We start from the raw sequence: 18,699 nt of genomic DNA on the forward strand, positions 1-18,699 counted from the left end.
AGGGAAGGTAGGCCGGGATCACATGCGGTCGCGCATGTATTTCCGGATGACCACCTCAGTCTCCGCCATGCGCAGGCCGGCCCGGCTGGAAGCAGTCATCGCTTCTTCGACTTCCATCCCCTGATCGAGCACCAGCCACGGACACACGGCAGCGGCAGCACGATTCCCGTTGACGCAGGTCACGACGATGCGTGATCCGGCGGGCAAGGCTTTCAGCAGGGTCCGGACGAAATCGAGATCCACGATGGGGGGAACGTGGCTCGTCGCATAGCGCATGTACTGGATCTTCATGTCCTGCAGCAGGGTGAACTGAAAGGCCGACTCGGCCGTGATCTCACCATCCGCCCGCAGATCGATGATGTGGGTGATGCGCTGGCGCGTGAGGGCCGGATAGAGGGATGGCGTGGCCCCACCCTTCAGGATGAAGACCCCGGGCCTCATCTCGACGGCTCCGGGAATGGCGCATTCCGATGTACCCGCCAGGAGCGGCGACAGGACCAGGATGGGCAGCAGCAGATGGGCGAAATGAGGCAAGTTGGCCTCCCGATCCCAAGGCTACGCACCCCAGTCTGCTGATCCAGGTTTGATTGTATGGAGGGGGTCACAACCCATCCGGTCGATAGACAGACAGAAAGAGGCCCGGCGGGGCCGGGCCTCTTTCTGAATTCGGGCAGCTACTCGACTTTGCTGACCGAGACCGTCGCCATGCCTTCGCGCCGCAGCACGAGGCTGGCCTTCTGGCTCATCTTGTCGGGGTGAGGCAGGAGCACGTCGACGGTGCCGGTGAGTTTGTCGGTGACGAGCAGCTGGCCTTCCGTCCCCTCTCCCATGCTGAAGACGGCGCCCTGCTTGAGGCCCGACGGCGTGGTGGCGATGGCGGGCACGCCCAGGTCGGCCAGGCGTTTCACGGCGTTCGTGGCACCGAAGGAGCCGTCACAGAAGTAGCGATCCTTGGGCAAGAGGACCACGTAGTCCACCTTGTGATCCGCCAGCATGGTGGCGGCGACGTTCGACTGGTCCATGGCCCGGGCATCGATCACGGTGATGTGGGCGTCCTGCCCGGCGGCCCGGGCCAGATCCCAAACCTGATCCTCGCTCGCCCGGAAGTTGCAGATCACGCCGATGTGCTGCTTTTCGGGCCAGGTGGTCTGGACGGTCTTCAGAAGCGGTTGGAAATCCTCTGCGGAGAGGGCAAAGCCGACGAGGGCGATGGCGGCCACACCGAGGGACTTGGACAGGCTGAACATGGTGCCTCCGGAAAGAAGGGCTGCCTCTGGCAGCAGGATGAGAAAGAGCCCTGAGCGGGAAACGCCGGGCGGGGGTGATGTCGAACAGGATCGGAGGTGCCGCCCTCGCGGGCCACGGATCCGGGGCGGAACGGGTTTGGTCTGGGTGGAAGGTCGCCTTCGAGGGGTGAACCGCGTCGGCTTTCTCCTCCAGCCCCGGGCCGGGCTCGGCGATACTGGAGGTTCCGGGAGGTTCCAATGAAGATCCTGCTCCTCGGCTCAGGCGGCCGGGAACATGCGCTGGCGTTGAAGCTCAAGACCTCGGCCCAGGCCGTGGACCTGATTTCGGCGCCGGGCAGCGACGCGCTGGCCGAACTCGGTGCCTGCGTGAAGCTGGACCTGGAAGACCCGGCGGCCGTGGCCGCCTGGTGCGCCTCGAACCGCCCCGACCTGGTGGTGGCCGGCCCCGAACTGCCCCTGGTGGCCGGCGTGGGCGATGCGGTCCGGGCCCTGGGCATTCCCGTGTTCGGCCACAACGAAGCCACGGCCCGGCTGGAAGGCAGCAAGGCCTTTGCCAAGGCCTTCATGCAGCGCCATGGCATTCCCTGCGCCGCCAGCCACACGGTGGCCGCCCTGGCCGAAGGCGAGGCGCTGATCCGCGAATGGCCCTACGGATACCCCATCGTGCTGAAGGCCGACGGCCTCGCCGCGGGCAAGGGCGTGGTGCTGGCGGCCCACGAGACCGAGGCGCTGGAGACCTTCCGCGCCTTCATGGCAGGCCAGTTCGGCGAAGCCAGCCGTACCGTGGTCTTCGAAGCGCCCCTGGTGGGCATGGAACTGTCGCTGCACGTGCTGGTGGACGTGGATGCGGATCACGCGGCCTACGCGATGCTGCCGGCCTGCCAGGATCACAAGCGCATCTTCGAAGGTGACCTGGGCCCCAACACGGGCGGCATGGGGGCCTTCGGCCCCATTCCCTACCTGCGTCCCGAAGATGTGGAGCGCATGCGCACCGAACTGGTGGAGCCCACGGTGCGGGGCCTGCAGGAGGACGGCCTGGCGGCCCGCGGCGTCCTCTTCCTCGGCGTCATGTGGACGGCGGCGGGACCCGAACTCCTCGAATACAACGTGCGCTTCGGCGATCCCGAAACCCAGGTGCTCATGCAGCTGCTGGACGAGGACCTGGCCAGCCTGCTGCTGGAAGTGGCCGAGGGCCGCCTGGTGGCCCGGAATCTGAGGCTCAAGCCCCACACGGCCATCGCCGTCGTGCTGGCGGCCGAAGACTATCCCGAAGGCGCCAAAAAAGGCGTGTCCATCGCCATCGGATCGCCCGGGGTCACCCTCATCCATGCGGGCACCAAGAAGCAGGATGGCCAGTGGGTGACGAATGGCGGGCGCGTCATGAACCTCGCGACGTCCGCGCCGGATCTGGCCGCGGCCCGCGCTGCCATCGAGGCTTCCCTGTCTGAAGTGCAGTGGCCGGGCATGCAGGTGCGCCGCGACATCGGCCTCAAGGCCCTCCGCCATGCCCTGGCGGGAAAGACCGTCCAGGATTCCTGGTGAACCCGGCGGCGGCGGTTCGGCCCTAAGCCCCCTAGCCCCGCGACCGCAACAACCAGATGAAGGTGATGAGGGCCAGGCCGATGAGGGTGGCCGCGCCGAAGGCCCGGTGGATGCGGGGCAGGGTGGTGCGGGTGCTGCGCGCCTCGCGCCAGGCCAGGGCCCTGCGGCCCAGCAGCACCGTGCATCCCGACGCGGCGAAAAGGGCGGCCCAGAGGCCCAGGTGCAGGTGGGCCAGGTCCCTCGGGTGCAACAGGAGCCTCAGCCCCGTCACGGTGAAGGCCCCCGTCATGAGGTGCCCGTGCAGGCGGTATTCGCCGCGGCGCACCGCCCGGAGGGCCAGGGCCAGGAGCAGGGCCGCGGGTATCAGCAGGACATCGAGCACGCCCACAGCCTACCTCGGCCGGGTTACAGCGGCATCGCCTCCATGCGTTTTTCACCCTCCCACCGGTAGAATCCGGACCCGGTCTTGCGCCCCAGACGACCCGCGGCGACCAGCTGGCGGAGCAGGGCCGGGGCCTTGAAGCGGGGTTCGCCGAAAGCCTCGAAGAGCACCTCGGCCACGCTCTGCATGGTGTCGAGGCCGATGAAGTCGCTGAGGTGGAGCGGCCCCATGGGGTGCCCGCAGCCCAGCTTCATGCCCGTGTCCAGATCCTCGACCGTGCCCAGCTTCTGCTCGGCGCAGCGCATGGCGTCCAGCAGGTAGGGCACGAGCAGGCGGTTGACGATGAAGCCCGGCGCGTCGGGCGCCATGACGGCGCTCTTGCCGAGCTTCTGCACGAAGCCCCTCAGATCCGCGAGGGTGTCCTCGCCGGTGCCGAGGGTGCGGATGATTTCGACGAGGGGCATGGCGGGCACGGGATTGAAGAAGTGCAGGCCCGCCAGGCGGGGCAGGCGGTGGGGCGCCAGCGCAGGGCTGAGCTGGGCGACGGAAAGGCTGGAGGTGTTGCTGCAGAGGATGGCCGTCTCGCCGAGCACACGGTCCAGCTCCGTGAAGGTCTGCAGCTTGAGGTCGAGGCGTTCAGGGATGGCCTCTACCACCAACTGGCAGTCGGCGAGGGCCGTGAATTCGAGGGTTCCATGGAGGTTCTGCCTCCAGGCCTCGCGCTGGGCCTCGGTCGCCTTGCCCTTGGCCACGGCGCGGTCCCAGGCGCCGTGGATGCGGGCCAGCCCCTTGGCGAGGAAGGCGGCCTCCGCCTCCCTCACCCAGACCTGGCACCCGGCTTCTGCGGCGCACTGGGCGATGCCCGAGCCCATGAGTCCGCATCCGACGACGCCGACGCGCTGAATGTCCATGTGTGCCTCCAGATGGTTCGGGCTGACTGTTGGGGAATGGATGGCCTTCCATTCTCCGGGAAATCGCCGGGCGCGGGTCGTAGACCTCCGGTAGAATTCCCGCGTTGCCAGGAGGAACCATGCTGGGCCCGCTGAAGGATCTGCTGGGTCACCAGGCCTGGGCGGACGCGATGTTCTTCCGCGCCTGGGGAAAGTCCGGGGCCCTCGAGGATGAGGATCTGCGCCGCCGCACGGATCACCTCGTGTCCACCCAGGAGGCCTTCCTGCAGGTGCTCAAGGGGGGTGCGGTGTCGATGTCCGAGGGGCCGCTTCCGGATTTCAATGCGCTGAAGGCGCGCTGCGAGGCGGTCCACCAGGTGTTCAAGGCCCTGGGCCACAGCCTGGATCCGGCCTCCCTGGCCCGCACGGTGCGCATCCCCTGGTTTCCAGAGCCTCCCTGCGTGATCCCGGTCTCGGACGCGCTGCTGCAGGTCTGTCTGCACACCCAGCACCACCGGGGCCAAAACATGATGCGGATCAAGGCCCTGGGCGGGGCGCCGAAGAATGTGGACTACATCATCTGGCTCTGGAAGGGAAAGCCCGAGGCGATCTGGCCCTGATCAGACGCGGGTCAGATGCGGCCCGCGGGGCCTTCCGCGACGGCCCTGAGCCTTTCCGTGAGTTGTTCGATGGTGAAGGGTTTGCGCAGCAGGGGCGCGTCGGGCCGGGCCAATCCGTGGGGGCCCAGTTCGTCCGCCGTGTATCCGGAGATGTAGAGCACGCGCAGATCCGGGTGCGCCCGCACCAGATCGGCCGCGAGCGCGGGGCCGCTTTCCCCAGGCATGATCACGTCCGTGAGGAGCAGGTGGATGTGACCTGGGTGGACCTGGATCTGCTGGCGCGCATCCCTGGCGTCGGAAGCGACGAGGACGGTGTAGCCGTGGGCCTCGAGGATCCGCTGCGTGGTTTCGCGCACGGCGGGCTCGTCTTCGACGAGCAGCACCGTTTCCGTGCCGGGGACTCGGGCCGGCCGGGCGGACGTTTCCTGGGGCTCCGGCTGGCCCTGGGTCCGCGGGAACTGCAGGCGGATGGTGGTGCCCTGGCCGGGGCTGGACAGGATGTCGATGCCGCCATGGGCCGCCTTCACCATGCCGTAGACGGAGGCCAGGCCAAGCCCCGTGCCGCGGCCGGGCCCCTTGGTGGTGAAGAAGGGTTCGAACAGGTGAGCCTGGGTGAACTCATCCATGCCTTGGCCCGTGTCCGTCACCTCGATGGTCACACGATCCGAGGCCGCGGTGCTGAGGTGTGAAGACGCGCTGGCATCCTCGGCGGTGGAACGGCGCAGGCTGACGGTGAGGAAGCCGCCCTCGGGCATGGCGTCCCGGGCATTGGCCGCCAGGTTCAGAAGGGCCTGCTCCAGATCGTTGGGATCCACGGTGATGGCTCCCGCATCCGGGGCGATGTGGAGCTGGAGTTGGATGCGCTCGCCGATGAGCCCCAGCAGCAAGGGGGCGACGCCTCGCAGGAGGGCTGCGGGATCGACGACCTTCGATTCCGGCGCCTCGCGTCGGCAGAAGGCCAGCAGGCGCCCGGTGAGGGCCGCGCCGCGGGTGGCCGCGCCCTGGATGCGGGCCAGATCCTTCTGCACGGGATGATTCTCGGGAAGCGCGGTTTCGGCCAGTCCCAGGTTGCCCATGATGGCGCCGAGCAGGTTGTTGAAATCGTGGGCGACGCCTCCCGCCAACCGCCCCACGGCTTCCATCTTCTGGGCCTCGCGCAGCTGGTCCTGCAGGCGGTGCCGCTCGGTGATGTCGCGTGCGTTGAGCACCAACCCGCGAACGGCCGGATCGGCCAGGAGGTTGGAACCGGAGATTTCCAGAAGCCGCCAGGGGCCGCCGGGGGAGCCCACGCGGACGCTCTGGACATGCGGGCTCTCCGGGGCCTGGATGAGCACCTGCAGGAAGTCGGAACCCAGCTGGAGGTCGTCCGGATGCAGCAGGCTCAGGAGGTCCCGCCCTTCGAGGGTGCCGGTGGTGAGCCCCGTCGCACGCAGGGCCGCCGGATCGGAAAACACGATGCGGCCCTGGGCGTCCGTGACGAGGATGGGATCCGACGAATGGCGGACCAGGGCCTCGAAGCGGGCCTGCATGGCGAGGGTGGCGGTCTCGACGCCCTGCCGCATGCTGTCCCGGAGCGCCAGCGTTTCGCGCAGGAGCAGCACGAGAATCAGCAGCAGCACGCCGAAGAGCACGCCCTGCAGGGTGGGGCCATCCATGCCCCGTCCCACGAGCCGGACCAGCCAGAGGCTCACCAGCACGATGGTGACCATGGGCACGGGGCTGACGGATACCGGCCGGACCGGATGCTCAGGTACGGGATCGTGCTCCAGGCGCCAGGCCCCCGCCAGGCACAGCACCAGGGCCAGTCCGTTGATGATGTTGCCCCAGAACTTCAGACCGATGAAGATCGCCCGGTTGTCGATCTGCAGGCTGAAGATCAGATCCGCCAGCCAGGAGATGCCGAGCCCGACGAGGAGGAGGTGGTAGGCGGCCCGGCTCGGAAAGGGCTTGCAGCGCAGCAGGACAAGGTTGAGGCACATCACGCCGAGGAAGGCCAGGGTGGGGTAGGCCGAGGCGAGGAAGGACCCGATGTTGAGCCCGTGGGCGAAGGCGGGCCGCACGGTGAAGAGCCAGAGAGGGGCTCCGACGCCCACGACGAAGACCGCCCCGTCCAGGAAGATGCGAAGGCGCCCCGGCAGTGGTGGTTCCGCCCGGGGCAGCCGCGATAATCCGAGGAAGAAGAAGGCGTAGGCGGCCAGGTAGCCCACATCCGGCGGACCGATGGGAAAGGCGGTGTTCTGGCTGATGGCCGTCAGGGGAAGGGCCACCGTGGACAGGAAGATCAGCAGCCAGGCGAGGGCGAACCACCGGAGGCCCGCCCTGAAGGCCGGCGGCGCCTCAGCCCGGCGGGAGGCCCGCTGAAGGGACCAGATCGTGAGCGCCTGCAGGGCCATGAGGTAGCCCAGTTCGAGCACGCGCGCGATCGGGCCGGTGGGATAGGTGGCCATCCACCCGGCATAGGGCAGAAGCAGGAGCACCGCCACTTTGAGCCAAAGGGGGAAACGCAAGAACCAGGTGAATCGGAGTGCGGCACGCATGGATGGAAAGCCTGTGGGGGGTCGGCCCGCGGGGGCCTACCTTCCTGTCGGCCCATGGCGGGCCAGGCATGACAATCCACTCGACCTGGGCCGGGAATGATTGCGCGTGCCTCGGCGGTCTAGATCTCCAGGTAGGTGTGGAGATCCCGCTCCTGCGTGAGGAGGCCGCGCAGGGCTTCTGCGGCGTCATTCTTCACGCTGGTCTTCCGCTTGGTCTGGGGCCCCTGGATGAGCACGCTGGGATCGTAGTGGACGCTGCGGAGCACGTGATCCACCGTATCGCCCTTCACGATGTGCTGCACCTTGAAGGTGTCGTCCTCGTGGACGACGATGTGCGCTTCGTTGGGGGCGCCGAAGAGGTTGTGCCGCATGCCCAGGATGTCCTGGTAGGCGCCCGTGAGGAAGAAGGCCAGGTAGTAGGATTCGCCGCCCCGGGGCTCGTGGAAGGGCATCTCGTCGCGCACATCCTTCAGGTCGATGAACTTCTCCATCTTGCCGTCGCTATCGCAGGTGATGTCGCAGAGGGTGGCCGACAGTCCCGGCTTTTCCTTCAGGCGGTGGATGGGCATCACGGGGAAGAGCTGCTCGATGGCCCAGTGGTCGGGCATGGTCTGGAAGATGCTGAAGTTGGCGATGAGCTTATCGGCCAGGCTCTTGTTGAGATCCTGGAATTCCTCGGGCACGTATTTCAGGCTCTTGCTGCTGAGGATGCGCGAGAGCTTGCGGCAGACTTCCCAGAAGAGCGTCTCGCCCTTGCTGCGGTCCTCCAGGCTCAGGTAGCCCAGGTTGAAGAGCGTGAGCAGCTCGTCCTTCTGGGTGATGGCGTCGTGGTACATCTCGGCGAAGTTCTTCACGGAGATGTTGTCGCGGGTGTAGGCCAGCTCCTTCAGGATCTGGGGTTCATTGCCCGTGAGCGTCACGGTGTACTTCGTGTGCGTGGTGTCGATGAGGCCGATGATGTCGACCACCACCACCTGGTGGTAGGCCACGATGGCGCGCCCGGATTCGCTGAGCAGATCCGGCATGGGCACCTGCTCCTGGGCGCAGATGTCCTTGGTGGTGTAGACCACGTCGGCGGCGTACTCGGCGATGGTGTAGTTCATCGAGCTGCTGAAGGTGGTCTTGGAACCGTCGTAGTCCACGCCGAGGCCGCCGCCCACGTTGAGGTAGCGGATGGGCACGCCCATCTTGCGGAGCTTGGCGTAGATGCGGGTGGCCTCCTTCATGGCCGACTTGATCTTGCGGATGTCGGTGATCTGGCTGCCGATGTGGAAGTGCAGCTCGATGACGCTGTCCAGCAGGTCGCGCTTCTCCAGCACCTCGATGGCGTCGAGGATCTCGCGCGTCGTCAGGCCGAACTTGGCGTGATCACCGGCGCTCGTCTCCCACTTGCCCGAGCCCTGGGCGTTGAGCTTGGCGCGCAGGCCGATGAGGGGCTCGACCTTGAGCTCCTTGGCCACCTTGAGGATGAGCGGCAGTTCGGTCATCTTTTCGACGGTGATGACCACCTTGCGCCCGGCCTTGCGGGCCAGCAGGGCCATGCGGATGAAGGATTCGTCCTTGTAGCCGTTGCAGAGCACGAGGGCTTCGGGGTGCAGGTCGATGCTGAGGGCGATCATCAGCTCGGGCTTGGACCCGGCCTCCAGGCCGTAGTGGTACTTGTTGCCGGCGCGGATGATCTCTTCGACCACTTCCTTGGTCTGGTTGGTCTTCACCGGGTAGACGCCCTGGTAGCCGCCCTCGTAGCCGAATTCGATGATGGCGTGGCGGAAGGCCTCGTTGACCTCGATCACCCGGTGCGCCAGCACCTGGGGGAAGCGCAGGTTCACGGGGGTGCGGATGCCCTTCTTCTTCAGGTGCTGGACGATCTCGTAGACGTCGCAACTGAGGGACTCGTCCTTCGTGGGCGTGATCTCCAGATGGCCCTTGGCATTGATGCCGAAGTAGCCGTTGCCCCACTCGCGGATGCCGTACAGGGTCGCGGCGTCCTGGACCGTCCAGTGCTTCATGGGCATCCGAGGGGCCTCCTCAAAATCGGGGCGGCCACCTTTGGCCGGAAGATTGTTTATATGGAAAAAAGCCCAACACTTCCAATGAAATTGTTAGGCGCCCAGGATCCGGCCTAAAGTCGCTCGCCAATGACGGTCCCGAACCCGCCTCAGGGCGTTCCTCCGGGTGAGCTTCCGCCACTGGGCCGCGCCCCGGGGCAAATCCTCCGCAGACCGCGTGTGGAGCGGGCTCGGACCACCCCAGAGGGCCGGGTCGCCCCAGAGGGGGGCCCGGTTCCAGGGGCAGGCCTCCTGGCAGGCATCGCAGCCCGCGGCCCAGCGGCTGCTGGCCAGGGCGGCGGCGATGTCGGGCGGCGGTTCGGTCTCGGTCTCGATGGTGTAGGTGGTGAGGCAGCGGGCCGGATCCAGACGGAAGGGCTCCAGGGCGTTCGAGGGACAGACGTCCAGGCAGGCGGTGCAGCTTCCGCAAAATTCCGTGACCACGGGTTCGTCCAGGGGCAGGTCCACGGACAGTAGCAACACGCCGAGGAAGCCCCAGGAGCCGCCCTTGCCGGCGATGAGGAGGGTGTGCTTGCCCTGCCAGCCCAGGCCGGCCCGGGCGGCCAGCTGGCGCTCCAGCAGCGGCGCCGTGTCCACGCAGACCCGGCCTTCGAGTCCGGGCCAGCGGGCCTGGGCCGCCTCCAGCAGCCGGGTGAGGCGGGGCTTCAGGATCATGTGGTAGTCCATGCCCCAGAGATAGCGGCTCAGCTTGAGGCTGCCCGGGGCGGCGCCCGGTACCGCATCGGGCCGGGCATAGGGGAAGAAGCCCACGAGGGCCGTGCGGGCCTGGGGCCAGAGATTCCGGGGATCCATCAGGGTGGCGGGATCCAGATAGGGCAGCAGGGCGCCGCGTCCCTCCCGGAACCAGGCCTGGAGCCGTTCTTCCTCTTCGGCGAAGGGCGCGCAGGACGCGAAACCCGCCACGGCAAAGCCTCCGGCGAGGACCTCGTCGTGAAGCCAGGCCTTGAACGCCAGTGGATCCGGGTGTTCAACTGGCACGTGAAGGCCACCTCCCATGGATATCCTCACCCTCGAGCTGCTTGATGTCACGGTCTTCCAGGCTCTGCTGGAGCTGCGGGGCCTGCTGAACGACCATCCCGGCGAGCCGTTGCGGATCCAGGGCGAAGATGACCTGGTGCGGGTGAACGTCAGCGGCTTTCTCGAGAAACAGGGCCGCACCGTCCGCCAGGTCCGGCAGGGCGCCTCCTGGGAACTGCACGTGGCCCAGGGGGCCCGCCCGGTTCCGCTGGCCTCGGCGGCGGCCCCTGCGCCTCCAGTGGCACCGACGCCGCGTCCGGTCCTGCTGCTGCGGGGGGCCTTCTCCCCCGGGGACAGGGCCCTGGGCAGACGTCTGCTCCTGGAAACCCTCTCTCATCTGGAATCGGGCACACCCTGGCTCTGCTTGGCCCACCAGGCCGTGGAACTGCTCGAAGACCCGCGGGCGATGGCCATCCTGGAAGGCCTGAAGGGCAGGGGCATCCCCGTGCACGTGTCGGCCTCCAGCCTGGCCTTCGGGGGCCAGGAGACGGGCGGGTTCGACGTGGTCCCCGACGAGGGATGGCAGAAGCTCCTCATCCGGGGCGGCGTAACCGTTCTGTAAATGGCGTTAGGCTGGAAGTGGAGCCGAACGCCAGCCCATGAACCTTCCGAACCTTCTCTCTCTTGCCCGGATCCTCATGGTTCCGGTCCTGGTCGTGGTCCTCATGACGAAGGTGACGAACCACGAAGTCATCGGCGTGGTGGTGTTCTGGGTGGCCTCGATCACGGATTGGCTGGACGGCTATCTGGCCCGCCGCTGGAAGCAGGTGACGACCCTGGGCAAGCTGCTGGATCCCCTGGCGGACAAGCTGCTGGTGGCCGGCGGGCTGATCTCACTGGTGGATCTGAACCTGGCACCCGCCTGGATGACCTTCATCATCCTGGCCCGCGAGTTCGCCGTCACGGGGCTGCGCGGCATCGCCAGCGAGGAGGGTCTGACCATTCCCGCGGGCACCGTGGGCAAATGGAAGATGGGCTTCCAGGTGGCGGCCATCTCGTGCCTCATCCTGGGCCCGCGCCTCGACTACTGGCTGTACGAATGGACCCACAAGGAGATCTTCCGCTTCTTCATCCAGCTCAACCGTCCCTACACCTTCTTCTGGGGCATGGGCGTGCTGCTGCTGTGGGGTGCCGTGATCCTGGCCATCTGGAGCGCGGTGTCGTACTTCCACGGCTTCTGGAAGGTGGTGGGACCGCGCATCATGGCCGAAAACAGCCATCTGACTGGACCAGGGGACACTGAATGATCCGAAAGTATCTCCTCGCAGGCCTTTTTACGCTGCTGCCGCTGGTGGTGACCCTCTGGATTCTCAAGGGCATCTTCACGGCACTGATCGGCATCTTCCGGGGACCCCTCACCTGGCTGGCCCACCTGGTTCACGTGCCGGATCCGCCGACCTGGGCCCTGGCCTTATTCTCGGCCCTGGCCACCATGTTCCTGCTCCTGCTGGTGGGTGCCCTCGTGGGCAACTTCATCGGGCGCCAGGTGCTGGCCTGGCTGGACGAACTGATGATGCACGTGCCCGTGGTCAAGACGATCTATGGCGCGACCCGGCAGCTGATGGGCGCCATCCAATCGGGGCAGGGCGGCAGCTTCAAGGATGTGGTGCTCGTGGAGTGGCCCCACCCGGGGTCTTTCACGCTGGGGTTCGTGGCGAGCCGCGACTGCTCCTGGGCCATTCCCGACGGCCAGTCCATGGTGGCGGTCTACGTGCCCACCTCGCCCAACCCGACTTCCGGTTACGTGATCATGCTCGAGGCCTCGAAGATCCGGCCCGTGGCTCTGAGCGCCGACCAGGCCCTGACCTGGGCCGTCAGTGGCGGCGTGGTGGTGCCCGAAACGTCCCGCAGCCGCTGAGGCGGTCATTCATGCATGGAGGGTTCGCTTGAGCGCAGCGGAATCCCAGTTCAAGCCCCTCGACGGGAAACGGATCCTCGTCACGGGAGCGGGCAGCGGCCTCGGCCGCGCCGCCGCGCGGATGTTCTGCGAGCGCGGAGCGGAACTGATCCTGGTGGGGCGTCGCCTGGAGCCCCTTCGGGAAACCCTTCCCGAGGCGATGTGCGTATCCCTCGACCATGCGGACGATGATGCCGTGGCCGCGTTTGCGCAGGCCTGCGCACCGCTGGATGGACTGTTCCTGGCGGCGGGTGAACTCCGCACGGGCTCGGTGGCCAGCACCTCCATCCGTGATTTCGATGCCGTGATGGCGGCGAACCTCCGCGGCCCCTGGTTGATGGCGCATCACCTGGATGCGAGGTTGAAGGAGGGCGCCAGCGTGGTGCTGGTGGGTTCCAACATCGGTATCCGCGCCATCCCGGACAGTGCCGCCTATAGCGTCGCCAAGGCCGGCATCCACATGCTCGCCAAGGTGCTGGCGCTGGAATGGGCACCGCGCCGGATCCGCTGCAACGCCATCGCGCCGGGACCGGTGCTGACGCCCATGGTGCAGGCAAGGCTGGCTGCCAGCGCGCACCCGGAAGAGGACCTGGCGCGCCTGGCGGCGGTGAATCCGTTGAAGCGCCTGGGCGCTGAATCCGACGTCGCCGCCCTCGCCGCCCACCTGTTGAGCGACGAGAGCAGCTGGACCACGGGGACCGTGATCACGATCGACGGTGGCGCCGACGCGGTCTACTAGGTTGTCGACCCGATGGGCGGCTCAGCTGGTGCTGACCTGGACATCCACCGGGTTCTTGAAGGTGTCGTAGATCGGGGAGGTCCTCAGCACCTGGGCGTGCAGCGCTTCGATCTGCTCCGGGGTTCCGTTGCAGTTGAGGTTGACCTTCACGCGGATCTGGGAAAGACCTGGACGGATGCTCTTGTCGAGCTCCATGAAGCCGCGCAGATCCGTATCCGTCTCGAGGTCAAAGCTGAGGCTGGCGATGTCGATGCCCATGGCCGAAGCGGTGTAGGCGTAGGTGACGCTCAGGCAGGAACTCAGGGCATGGAGGGCCGCTTCTCCTGCGTTGGGCGCGAGGTCCGTGCCGAGCAGGGCGGCGGGTTCATCGCCTTCGATGAAGAGCGGCGTCGCGCGTTTGTGGTTCATGCCCGCCCCATAGAGCGAATCGAAAGTGCTGTGGGAATGAGCACGGTTGATCCACTTGGCTTTGGATCTGAACTGGAACTTACCCAGGGCCGGATTGGCTTGCACGCGGGAGACGAGGGCGTTGAGCTCCTCGACGTTCACGCCGTTGCGAAGGGTTGCGGTGTTGCCCATGGATCCTCCTGTGGGAAACGGCGTCCGCCGCCGCACAGCCTGCCCGCAGGCTGCCGCGATGGAAGCGCATAAGGACATCCACTCGGATACCTGGCTTTGTCGCCCAGGGTCCAGAGGATGAAGGCTCCCAACATGGGTCGGTTTGAGTTTGAATCAAGGTCGCAAAATTCAAACCAGCGGGCAGGTCATTCCACGAAGTCGAGATCGCGCCCGTGGGTTTCGGGCAGGCCCCAGAGGGCCACGAAGGCCAGCGTGAAGCAGGCAGCCCCCACCAGCCAGGCCGATCCCACCAGGCCCATGCCCGTCCGGAAATAGAGGAAGCTCCCCGTGATGAGGGGGACGGCGCCGCGAACGAAGTTCGGCACGGTGGTGGCGACGGTGGCCCTGAGGTTGGTGCCGAACTGTTCGGCCGCCACGGTCACGAAAACAGCCCAGTAGCCGGTGGCGAGCCCCAGGTAGCCGGCCAGCAGGTAGAAGCATCCGGGCGTGAGGCCGCGCACGGCCAGGTAGAAGGCCACCCCGGCCAGGGCTCCGGCGACGAACCATCCCACCACCTTCTTGCGGGTCTGCCAGGCCTGGCTGAGGAAGCCGCTGAGCACGCTGCCGAGGGTGATGCCGGTGTAGCAGAAGGCGACGGCCGTGCCGGCGTTCACCTTGCCGGTGACCTTCAGCACCGGCGCGAATTCCGGGGAGAAGGTGATGAGGATGCCCACCACGTACCAGGTGGGCAGGCCGATGAGGATGCAGCGGAGGTAGCGGCCCAGCCGGTTCCAGTCGGTGAAAAGGCTGAGAAAGTCGCCGCGCGCGATGGTGGATTCATGCTTCTTCGAGAACATGAAGCTCTCGCGGATGCCCACGCGCAGGAAGAGCAGGGCCACGCCGAGTCCGCCGCCGATGGCGTAGGTCATCCGCCAGGGGAAGAAATCCCCCACGAGCTTGGCGGTGACGGCGCCGAAGATGCCCACCGCCGCCACGATGGCCGTGCCGTAGCCGCGCAGGTCCTTCGGCAGGATCTCCGAAACCATCGTGACCGCCGCGCCCAGCTCGCCCGCCAGACCCAGCCCGGCCGTGAAGCGCCAGAAGGCGTAGGCGGGCACGGTGTGGACGAAGGCGTTGGCGATGTTGGCGACCGAGTACAGCGCGATGCTGCCGAAGAGGGTGGAGAGCCGGCCCTTCTTGTCGCCGAGCACGCCCCAGAAGATGCCGCCGAGCAGCATGCCGGCCATCTGCCAGTTCAGCAGACGCGCGCCGACTTCGATCTGCAGCGCCGGGGGGACGCCCAGGGCCGTGAGGCTCGGCTGGCGTACGATGGGGAAGAGCAGCAGGTCGAACATGTCGACGAAGTAGCCCAGGGCCGCCACGAGGACGGTCAGGTTGAGGACGGAGCGGATGCGTGTCTGATTCATGATGGCTTCATTGAATCACAGGGACGCGGCACACTGCTTCCATGTCCGACGCCTGGCCCACCCCTCCCGAAGGCCTTTGCACGCTGCCCGCGGTGATCGAGACGGAAGTCGCGATCCTCGGCGCCGGCATCCACGGCGCGGCCCTGGCCCGGGAACTGACGCTGCGCGGGGTGGCCTGCGCCCTCGTGGACAAGGGCGAGGTGGGCGGCGGCACCAGCCAATGGTCGAGCCAGCTGCTGCACGGCGGCATCCGCTACATGCTCACCGGCGACATTACCCAGATGCGCGAGGGGTTGATCGAGCGCGCCACCTGGGCCCGCATCGCCCCCCGCCGATGCCGCTGGGAGGCCTTCTGGATGCCGCATCGGTTTCTGGTGGAAGGACTGGCCCACCGCTTCGGCATCGGCCTCTACGATCATTGGGGCGCCGACCGGCCGGGCTGGCCTCCTGAGCTCAAGCTCGGCCGGGTGCCACGTGCCACCTTCGAAGCCGATCCCCGCGCCGTGGGGGGGCCTTTCCGGGGCGCCACGGCCTACGCCGACCTCATGACCTGGGATCGGGAACTCACGAAGGATCTCGCCGCCTCCAGCGGGGCCGTCCTCCTGGATGTCCACGAGCCCGAGACCTTCGAGGATGCGGGTGGAAACCTGACGACCCTGCATCTGCGCGATCGACGCGACGGCACGCTGAGACGCCTGAAGGCCCAGCGATGGGTCTTCGCGCTGGGTCCCTGGACAGATAAGGCCATGGCGCGTTGGTTCGGCGAAACCCGGAAGCGCCTGCGCCTCTCCTCAGGTATCCACCTCTGGTTCGATGCCGTGGCCGGCTGCGAGCGGCCCTGGGCCATCCGGCGGCCCAAGGGGCGCATCCTCTTCGTGATCCCGCGGGATGGCCTGCTGCAGGTCGGAACCACCGAGCGCGAAGTCGAAGAGGGCTGGGTGCCCATCGTGGAGGCCGAGCGGGAGGAACTGTTCCAGGCCCTTGAAGCGAACCTGCCGGCCATTCCGTGGCGGCGCCTCCCGGTCCGCTCCGAGGAGCTGGGTGTGCGTCCCCTGGTGGCCTCCAGCGGCGATACCACCCACCTCAGCCGCGAGGCGGTGCTCGAGCGCCACGGACGATTCCAGAACCTCAGCCTGGTGCTGGGCGGAAAGCTCACCACGGCCCGGGCCCTCATGGACCGCCTGGCCACCGAACTCACCGGTCGCCCTTGCGCCGCCTCCAAGACCGAACCCCTGCGCCTTTGGGATGGACAGAATCCAGAGATCCGGTAGAATCATTCTTTCAGTGCGGTCCCGTAGCTCAGCTGGATAGAGCATCAGACTACGAATCTGAGGGTCGGGCGTTCGAGTCGCTCCGGGACCACCACTCAAAAATGCCGCCACCATTCGGTGGCGGTTGTTTTTTATCCGCACGGTTGTTGGCTGGGCCGAAGGGGCGACGGATGTGATCCCCTGGTGACCGGGTTCTTTGCCTCAATCCCTTCCTGTCAGATGCCGCAGGCCTCGGCCGGAATCGCCGGCTTCAGCCCCTTTTTCGAATGTCAGGGAATTCGCGGATTGGGACACCTCCCACGGCTGGAGCATTAATGCAGTCCGTTACGTCGCATGCAGGATGCGTATTTGCGATCCATGCTTCGCATGTGGGTCATGAGCCAGGTCTTAAGGAAGTTGGGGATGGCGAGGGCGCTGATGCTTCCATTCCGAACCTTCAGGAGCAGCGCGTTCGCCTGCTGGATCAAGGCCGCATGCTCAGCCGTGTGCGCCTCTCGCTCGGCGAAGTCGATATTCCTCATGACCGATTCTTCGTGGTCGAAATGGGCCTGGGTTTCATGGATGAGGGTTTCCAGCAGCGACTCGGCCCGATGCCGATCCTGCTTGTGCTGCAAGGCGAGGTGGATCTGCCCCATGAGGGCGATGAGCCGCTCATGCTCCTGATCAAAGATCGAGACGCCTACGGAATGCTCCTCGTCGGACCAGATGAAAAGGGAAGGCTCAGGTTCGGGCTTGGGCTTTGAAAACCACATGGGCCGACAACCTCCATGCGAGACTCTATAGCAGTTTGAATGGGGCTGAGCCTTCGTTCTGATCTGAACCTTGAGAGGTCATTCCGATCTGCTTAGCGCTGGATCGCCTCTGAATGGTTTCAGGCGTCTCCGGCCTTGCGTGGGGTCTGGGGTTCGACTTCCTGGATGGCGCCGGTCCAACAGAAACCGAGGGATCCGGAAGATGTGATCCATTTGGGGTCGCCGGGCAGGGTGATCTTTCGGCGCAGCCGGACGATGGTCACGTCCACGGTGCGTGGGGAGGGGCGGGCGTCGGAGGGCCAGGCCAGATCGAGCAGGTCCAGGCGGGGCAGGAGCCTTCCCGCGTGGGAAAGCAGCACTTCCAGGACGTGGTACTCCATCGGGGAAAGGTCGACGGGTGCGTCATTCCGGGTGAGCTGCTTGCTCATGCGATCCAGCAGGAAGGGGCCCGTGCGCAAGGGCTTCAATTCGCTGAAACGGTAGGAGCGCCGCAGGATGGCACGGATGCGGGCCACCAGTTCCTGCGCGCTGAAGGGCTTGAGCACGTAGTCGTCCGCGCCGAATTTGAAACCCTCCACGCGTTTCTGCTCCTGGCCCATGGCCGTGAGCATGAGCACGGGCACTTCATCACGGGGACGGAGAGCCTTGAGCACCTGGAACCCGTCCATCACGGGCATGTTCAGATCCAGCACCAGGAGGTCCGCCGGCTCGGCGCGATGAAGGGCCAGGGCGGCGGATCCGTTTTCAGCCTCAAGCACCTGGAATCCAGCCTTCTTCAGGGCCTTCACGAGGAGGCGCCGAAGGCTCACGTCGTCGTCTGCCACCAGGATTCGCTGCATGGATCGGGCTTTCAGAGGAAGGGGACGCGGAAGGCGGGAATCAGGGGTCCCCACGGACTTCCGGCTGTCCAATCGGAATTGTAACGGGTTGTAACAGAGCGCAAAGGTAGCTTCGCAGTGATCAGATCTATGACAATCGCTCGTGAATGCTTTGCGTCTCTGCCCGAGATGGGGGTCATCCAGCGACAGGTCTTTCTTTCTTGATGCAGGCCGTGGGGGCCTCTTCAAGTCATATGGGAAAGGGGCAGGCCTGGCGAGGGATGACTCCCGAAGTCTCACATTTCTATTGGCAGATTAATTAAATTGCGTAAGCAAAAAATATAACCGAACTGAGCTTCTGCTCGCGAAGACGCTCGGACGGCCCGCCGAACCTATGTCCACGCATTACCCCATCACCCCCATCCAACCCTATCCCCAAGGAGGACGATCCATGACGATCATCCACACCCTGAAACGCTCCGCCCTTCTATGTGCGCTCCTGGGAACGAGCCCCCTGTGGTCCGCGGACGGACCCTTCTCGTTCGACCTGAAGCTGCACGGAGGCGTCACCGGCGGCGCGCTCCACGAGGACCACNGCCAACAACAAGACCTTCGGCTTCGGTGTTGAAGGCCGCTACGCCCTGGGCGGACAGAAGGCCCTCACGCTGGAATTCGCCTACGACGTCCTGCCCGCCCGCTGGCGCGACGTGCCGCCCCCCAGCAGCACCATCTACGCCCAGCCCAGTTCCGGCGCCCCCGTCACCACCTGGAACGGCGTGCCCCTCTCCCTCTCCAATGCCAACTCCATGGATCTGCGCAAGGAATCCGCCCAGGGCTTCAGCCTTCGCGGCGGCTACACCGACGCGCTGCCCTGGATCCAGGGCATGACCTGGAAGGCCGGCCTCAGCCTCGATGCCTACAAGGTGATGTCCG

The 18,699-nt window shown here is 66.3% G+C and carries 19 protein-coding genes and 1 tRNA gene; 9 read left to right on the forward strand and 11 right to left on the reverse strand.

Annotation, left to right across the window (positions count from 1 at the left end; translation table 11 throughout):
• Positions 1-18 precede the first annotated feature (18 nt).
• Together QSJ34_RS16310 and QSJ34_RS16315 are read right to left on the reverse strand one after the other, a co-directional pair.
• Positions 19-534, reverse strand: coding sequence for a protein-tyrosine phosphatase family protein (locus QSJ34_RS16310; protein WP_285577245.1), 516 nt, complete (start codon positions 532-534; stop codon positions 19-21).
• 140 nt (positions 535-674) lie between these two features.
• Positions 675-1,247 carry a type 1 periplasmic-binding domain-containing protein gene (locus QSJ34_RS16315; protein WP_285577248.1) on the reverse strand — a complete coding sequence of 191 codons (573 nt, stop codon included), beginning with the start codon at positions 1,245-1,247 and terminating at the stop codon, positions 675-677.
• A gap of 237 nt (positions 1,248-1,484) precedes the next feature.
• Between QSJ34_RS16315 and purD the strand changes: the two genes are divergently transcribed.
• Positions 1,485-2,789, forward strand: a complete 1,305-nt coding sequence (gene purD / locus QSJ34_RS16320) for a phosphoribosylamine--glycine ligase (RefSeq protein WP_285577251.1) — start codon at positions 1,485-1,487, stop codon at positions 2,787-2,789.
• 31 nt (positions 2,790-2,820) lie between these two features.
• On the opposite strand, the gene QSJ34_RS16325 is transcribed toward purD, so the two are convergent.
• Together QSJ34_RS16325 and QSJ34_RS16330 are read right to left on the reverse strand one after the other, a co-directional pair.
• The gene (locus QSJ34_RS16325; RefSeq protein WP_285577254.1) at positions 2,821-3,171 is read right to left on the reverse strand and encodes a hypothetical protein; all 351 of its coding nucleotides are present in this window, start codon (positions 3,169-3,171) and stop codon (positions 2,821-2,823) included.
• A 23-nt stretch (positions 3,172-3,194) separates the two neighbouring features.
• Positions 3,195-4,082, reverse strand: coding sequence for a 3-hydroxyacyl-CoA dehydrogenase family protein (locus QSJ34_RS16330; RefSeq protein ID WP_285577256.1), 888 nt, complete (start codon positions 4,080-4,082; stop codon positions 3,195-3,197).
• Positions 4,083-4,201: 119 nt separating this feature from the next.
• On the opposite strand from QSJ34_RS16330, the gene QSJ34_RS16335 reads away from it, so the two are divergent.
• Positions 4,202-4,681 (forward strand): DinB family protein, encoded by a 480-nt coding sequence (locus tag QSJ34_RS16335; protein WP_285577258.1) that lies wholly within the window; start codon positions 4,202-4,204, stop codon positions 4,679-4,681.
• A gap of 11 nt (positions 4,682-4,692) precedes the next feature.
• Here QSJ34_RS16335 and QSJ34_RS16340 read toward each other — a convergent pair whose 3' ends face one another.
• The 3 genes from QSJ34_RS16340 to queG form a co-directional block, all read right to left on the reverse strand.
• The gene (locus QSJ34_RS16340; protein ID WP_285577260.1) at positions 4,693-7,218 is read right to left on the reverse strand and encodes a hybrid sensor histidine kinase/response regulator; all 2,526 of its coding nucleotides are present in this window, start codon (positions 7,216-7,218) and stop codon (positions 4,693-4,695) included.
• A gap of 119 nt (positions 7,219-7,337) precedes the next feature.
• Positions 7,338-9,233 carry a biosynthetic arginine decarboxylase gene (gene speA, locus QSJ34_RS16345; protein WP_285577262.1) on the reverse strand — a complete coding sequence of 632 codons (1,896 nt, stop codon included), beginning with the start codon at positions 9,231-9,233 and terminating at the stop codon, positions 7,338-7,340.
• 87 nt (positions 9,234-9,320) lie between these two features.
• The gene (gene queG, locus QSJ34_RS16350) at positions 9,321-10,265 is read right to left on the reverse strand and encodes a tRNA epoxyqueuosine(34) reductase QueG (protein WP_285577264.1); all 945 of its coding nucleotides are present in this window, start codon (positions 10,263-10,265) and stop codon (positions 9,321-9,323) included.
• Between the two features lie 16 nt (positions 10,266-10,281).
• On the opposite strand from queG, the gene QSJ34_RS16355 reads away from it, so the two are divergent.
• Genes QSJ34_RS16355 through QSJ34_RS16370 form a run of 4 tightly spaced genes read left to right on the forward strand, consistent with a single transcriptional unit; the run spans position 10,282 to position 12,940 of the window.
• The gene (locus tag QSJ34_RS16355; RefSeq protein ID WP_285577265.1) at positions 10,282-10,866 is read left to right on the forward strand and encodes a hypothetical protein; all 585 of its coding nucleotides are present in this window, start codon (positions 10,282-10,284) and stop codon (positions 10,864-10,866) included.
• A gap of 37 nt (positions 10,867-10,903) precedes the next feature.
• Positions 10,904-11,551, forward strand: a complete 648-nt coding sequence (gene pgsA / locus QSJ34_RS16360) for a CDP-diacylglycerol--glycerol-3-phosphate 3-phosphatidyltransferase (RefSeq protein ID WP_285577266.1) — start codon at positions 10,904-10,906, stop codon at positions 11,549-11,551.
• Positions 11,548-12,162: a DUF502 domain-containing protein gene (locus QSJ34_RS16365; RefSeq protein WP_285577269.1), complete on the forward strand. Its 615-nt coding sequence runs from the start codon at positions 11,548-11,550 to the stop codon at positions 12,160-12,162. Before pgsA ends, QSJ34_RS16365 begins: the two co-directional genes overlap by 4 nt.
• 28 nt (positions 12,163-12,190) lie before the next feature.
• Complete coding sequence (locus QSJ34_RS16370) at positions 12,191-12,940, forward strand: SDR family NAD(P)-dependent oxidoreductase (protein WP_285577273.1); 750 nt, start codon at positions 12,191-12,193, stop codon at positions 12,938-12,940.
• A 21-nt stretch (positions 12,941-12,961) separates the two neighbouring features.
• Here the strand turns inward: QSJ34_RS16370 and QSJ34_RS16375 are convergent, their stop codons facing one another.
• The gene (locus tag QSJ34_RS16375) at positions 12,962-13,519 is read right to left on the reverse strand and encodes an OsmC family protein (protein WP_285577276.1); all 558 of its coding nucleotides are present in this window, start codon (positions 13,517-13,519) and stop codon (positions 12,962-12,964) included.
• A 185-nt stretch (positions 13,520-13,704) separates the two neighbouring features.
• Positions 13,705-14,925, reverse strand: coding sequence for an MFS transporter (locus tag QSJ34_RS16380; protein WP_285577279.1), 1,221 nt, complete (start codon positions 14,923-14,925; stop codon positions 13,705-13,707).
• Between the two features lie 41 nt (positions 14,926-14,966).
• Between QSJ34_RS16380 and QSJ34_RS16385 the strand changes: the two genes are divergently transcribed.
• Both QSJ34_RS16385 and QSJ34_RS16390 read left to right on the forward strand, forming a co-directional pair.
• Complete coding sequence (locus QSJ34_RS16385) at positions 14,967-16,196, forward strand: FAD-dependent oxidoreductase (protein ID WP_285577281.1); 1,230 nt, start codon at positions 14,967-14,969, stop codon at positions 16,194-16,196.
• 17 nt (positions 16,197-16,213) lie between these two features.
• Positions 16,214-16,290: transfer RNA gene (locus QSJ34_RS16390), tRNA-Arg, on the forward strand.
• A 217-nt stretch (positions 16,291-16,507) separates the two neighbouring features.
• On the opposite strand, the gene QSJ34_RS18600 is transcribed toward QSJ34_RS16390, so the two are convergent.
• Positions 16,508-16,948 (reverse strand): bacteriohemerythrin, encoded by a 441-nt coding sequence (locus QSJ34_RS18600; RefSeq protein WP_420798868.1) that lies wholly within the window; start codon positions 16,946-16,948, stop codon positions 16,508-16,510.
• Between the two features lie 119 nt (positions 16,949-17,067).
• Positions 17,068-17,787 (reverse strand): response regulator transcription factor, encoded by a 720-nt coding sequence (locus tag QSJ34_RS16400; protein ID WP_285577285.1) that lies wholly within the window; start codon positions 17,785-17,787, stop codon positions 17,068-17,070.
• Positions 17,788-18,473: 686 nt separating this feature from the next.
• Between QSJ34_RS16400 and QSJ34_RS16405 the strand changes: the two genes are divergently transcribed.
• Positions 18,474-18,699: hypothetical protein (locus QSJ34_RS16405; protein ID WP_285577289.1), on the forward strand; the 226-nt coding region annotated here is incomplete at its 3' end.

It is taken from the genome of Geothrix limicola, from assembly GCF_030268085.1.
GTDB lineage: Bacteria > Acidobacteriota > Holophagae > Holophagales > Holophagaceae > Geothrix > Geothrix limicola.

Bases quoted from the DNA above. Each gene is read 5' to 3' on its own strand.
- QSJ34_RS16380 (WP_285577279.1), bottom strand. From the start codon at position 14,925: ATGAATCAGACACGCATCCGCTCCGTCCTCAACCTGACCGTCCTCGTG.
- QSJ34_RS16330 (WP_285577256.1), bottom strand. From the start codon at position 4,082: ATGGACATTCAGCGCGTCGGCGTCGTCGGATGCGGACTCATGGGCTCG.
- QSJ34_RS16340 (WP_285577260.1), bottom strand. From the start codon at position 7,218: ATGCGTGCCGCACTCCGATTCACCTGGTTCTTGCGTTTCCCCCTTTGG.
- QSJ34_RS16385 (WP_285577281.1), top strand. From the start codon at position 14,967: ATGTCCGACGCCTGGCCCACCCCTCCCGAAGGCCTTTGCACGCTGCCC.
- speA (WP_285577262.1), bottom strand. From the start codon at position 9,233: ATGCCCATGAAGCACTGGACGGTCCAGGACGCCGCGACCCTGTACGGC.
- QSJ34_RS16315 (WP_285577248.1), bottom strand. From the start codon at position 1,247: ATGTTCAGCCTGTCCAAGTCCCTCGGTGTGGCCGCCATCGCCCTCGTC.
- purD (WP_285577251.1), top strand. From the start codon at position 1,485: ATGAAGATCCTGCTCCTCGGCTCAGGCGGCCGGGAACATGCGCTGGCG.
- QSJ34_RS16335 (WP_285577258.1), top strand. From the start codon at position 4,202: ATGCTGGGCCCGCTGAAGGATCTGCTGGGTCACCAGGCCTGGGCGGAC.
- QSJ34_RS16355 (WP_285577265.1), top strand. From the start codon at position 10,282: ATGGATATCCTCACCCTCGAGCTGCTTGATGTCACGGTCTTCCAGGCT.
- QSJ34_RS18600 (WP_420798868.1), bottom strand. From the start codon at position 16,948: ATGTGGTTTTCAAAGCCCAAGCCCGAACCTGAGCCTTCCCTTTTCATC.
- QSJ34_RS16365 (WP_285577269.1), top strand. From the start codon at position 11,548: ATGATCCGAAAGTATCTCCTCGCAGGCCTTTTTACGCTGCTGCCGCTG.
- QSJ34_RS16375 (WP_285577276.1), bottom strand. From the start codon at position 13,519: ATGGGCAACACCGCAACCCTTCGCAACGGCGTGAACGTCGAGGAGCTC.
- QSJ34_RS16400 (WP_285577285.1), bottom strand. From the start codon at position 17,787: ATGCAGCGAATCCTGGTGGCAGACGACGACGTGAGCCTTCGGCGCCTC.
- pgsA (WP_285577266.1), top strand. From the start codon at position 10,904: ATGAACCTTCCGAACCTTCTCTCTCTTGCCCGGATCCTCATGGTTCCG.